The following is a 2,595-nucleotide window of genomic DNA, read 5'->3' on the forward strand; positions in this document are numbered from 1 at the left end:
CCTCCGCCCCTCGTGGCCTTCGCGCGAACGCCGGCGCGGAGCGGCGTCGCCGGCAACGCCATCCTCGCTGACCGTCTTGCGCGGCGGCAGTTTCACCGCTGCCGACAGTTTCGGGAACGGATCGACCTTGTTGGGCAGCGCCATGGCGTAGACGAAATGCTCCTGGAATTTCGGTTCCAGCGCCGTCTCGATCTTCTCGATCTTGCTGACCGTGTCCTCGATCTCGCGGCGGTAGCCGCGATTGAGCAGCGCCATGCGCGCGCCGGCACCGGCGGCGTTGCCGACCGCCGAGACCTTGTCGAGGTCGCAATCCGGGATCAGGCCCAGCACCATGGCGTATTTCGGATCGATGAAGGAGCCGAAGGCGCCGGCGAAATGGATGCGGTCGACATGCTCGGTGTTCTGCTTTTCCATCAACAGCTTGGTGCCGGCATAAAGCGCTGCCTTGGCAAGCTGGATGGCGCGCACATCGGTCTGGGTGATGGTGATCTTCGGCCCATCTTCCGTCAATGCGGCGGAGCCGTCCTTCAGCACATAGGAGAAGGTGCGGCCGTTGGCCGTAACGCGTGGCGAGCGCGCCGAAAGCCCGCCGTCGATGACGCCGTCCTCGGAAATGATGCCGGCGAGATACATCTCCGCCACCACTTCGATGATGCCGGAGCCGCAGATGCCGGTGACGCCGGTCGCCTGGACGCTTTCCAGGAAGCCCGGCTCGTCGGACCACAGTTCAGAGCCGATGACGCGGTATTTCGGTTCAAGCGTATCGGGATCGATGCGCACGCGCTCGATGGCGCCCGGCGCTGCTCGCTGGCCGCCGGAGATTTCGGCGCCCTCGAAGGCAGGGCCGGTGGGCGAGGAGGCCGCAACCACCCGCTGGCGATTGCCGAGCACGATCTCGGCATTGGTGCCGACATCGACGATCAGCATCATCTCGTCCTGGCGATGCGGGCCTTCCGACAGCGTCACCGCCGCCGCATCCGCACCGACATGGCCGGCGATGCAAGGCAGCATATAGAGCCTGGCGCCCTGGTTGAGCTTGAGGCCGATGTCGGATGCCTTGATGTGCACCGCGCCCGAAACGGCGAGCGCGAAGGGGGCACCGCCAAGCTCGGTCGGATCGATGCCGAGGAACAGATGGTGCATGATCGGATTGCCGACGAAGACGCTGTCCAGGATGTCGTTGCGCTGGACATTGCCTTCGGCGCAGACCTTGTCGACGAGACCCGAGATCGCCTCGCGCACGGCGACCGTCATGCCCTCGCGGCCGTCCGGGTTCATCATCACATAGGAGACGCGGCTCATCAGATCCTCGCCGAAGCGGATCTGCGGGTTCGAGGTGCCCGACGAGGCGGCGACGCGGCCCGACAGCAGCGACACCAGATGCATGGCGATGGTGGTCGAGCCGATATCGCAGGCCAGCCCATAGGCTTCGTTCTTGAGGCCGGGCCAAAGTGCTACGACGCGCGCTGTCTCAGAGTCGGCATCCTTGTAGATGGCGGCGGTCGCGGTCCAGTTGCCCTTGCGCAGGATGCCTTGCACCTGCGGCAGCAGATAAAAATCGAAATCGAGGCTTTTCAAACCCCAATCGTGCATCAGCGCGATCTTCAGCCGGTCGAGATCACCAAGCGGCTTGTGCATGTCGGGTTCTTCGATCTCGACATAGCACATACGGATCGCCGCATCGCGGGCGATGACCCTGGTGTCGGCATCCTTGCGGATGGTCTGCGCGTTGATGACGGTGTCCTGCGGCACGTCGATGACGAGATCGCCGAGGATTTGTGCCGAGCAGGAGAGGCGACGCCGTTCGGGTAGGCCGCGGACGTGCTCATAGCGCTCTTCCTTGGCGCCCTTGGGCGTGATGTGGTCGTTGGAGGAGGTGATCTTGTGCTTGGCGAAATTGCCTTCCTGCACTTCGATCTGGCAACGCCCGCAAGTGGCGCGTCCGCCGCACACACTTTCGACATAGACGCCGAGCTGGCGCGCGGCATCGAGCACCGGGGTGCCGACAGGAAACCGCCCGCGCTTGCCCGACGGCATGAACAGCACGAGCGGGTCGGTGATGTTTGCAGGTGAATTCACGATTGCGCGCTTACCCTCGGCCCATCCGGGCTTCACGGCCGCCACGGCGGCGACCGCCATTGCCGGCGCCGTCGCCCGGCGCATTGACTTGCGTCGGGGCGGCAACGGCCTGGCCGCCTTCGGCCGGCTTGTAATCCTTGTAGGTGCGGATCCAGTTGGTGCAGTTCTCGTCGGTGCCGTTCAGCACATTGGCCCCGCGCACGGCTTCCATTTCCTGCGGCCGCACCGGGTTCATGATGGCCGAGGTCATCCCGGCGCCGATCACCATCGGGATGAAAGCGGCGTTGATGCCGTGGCGATGCGGCAGGCCGAAAGAGATGTTGGACAGGCCGCAGGTGGTGTTGACCTTGAGCTCTTCACGCAGGCGACGCAGCAGCGCGAAGACCTGGCGGCCGGCATCGCCCAGCGCGCCGATCGGCATGACCAGCGGGTCGACGACGACGTCATGCGCCGGAATGCCGAAATCGGCGCAGCGCTCGACGATCTTCTTGGCGACGGCGAAACGCACGTCCGGGT

The 2,595-nt window shown here is 65.0% G+C and carries 2 protein-coding genes; both read right to left on the reverse strand.

Annotated elements, in window-relative coordinates; genetic code table 11:
• On the reverse strand, positions 1 to 2,139 hold a 2,139-nt coding region (locus tag EN925_RS31430), incomplete at its 3' end, for an ASKHA domain-containing protein (protein WP_128337190.1).
• Positions 2,090 to 2,595: dihydropteroate synthase (locus tag EN925_RS31435; RefSeq protein ID WP_164747991.1), on the reverse strand; the 506-nt coding region annotated here is incomplete at its 5' end. The genes EN925_RS31435 and EN925_RS31430, both read right to left, overlap by 50 nt.

Origin of the sequence: Mesorhizobium sp. M7A.F.Ca.US.006.04.2.1, from assembly GCF_004022915.1 — a bacterium.
Classification (GTDB): Bacteria; Pseudomonadota; Alphaproteobacteria; order Rhizobiales; family Rhizobiaceae; genus Mesorhizobium; species Mesorhizobium ciceri.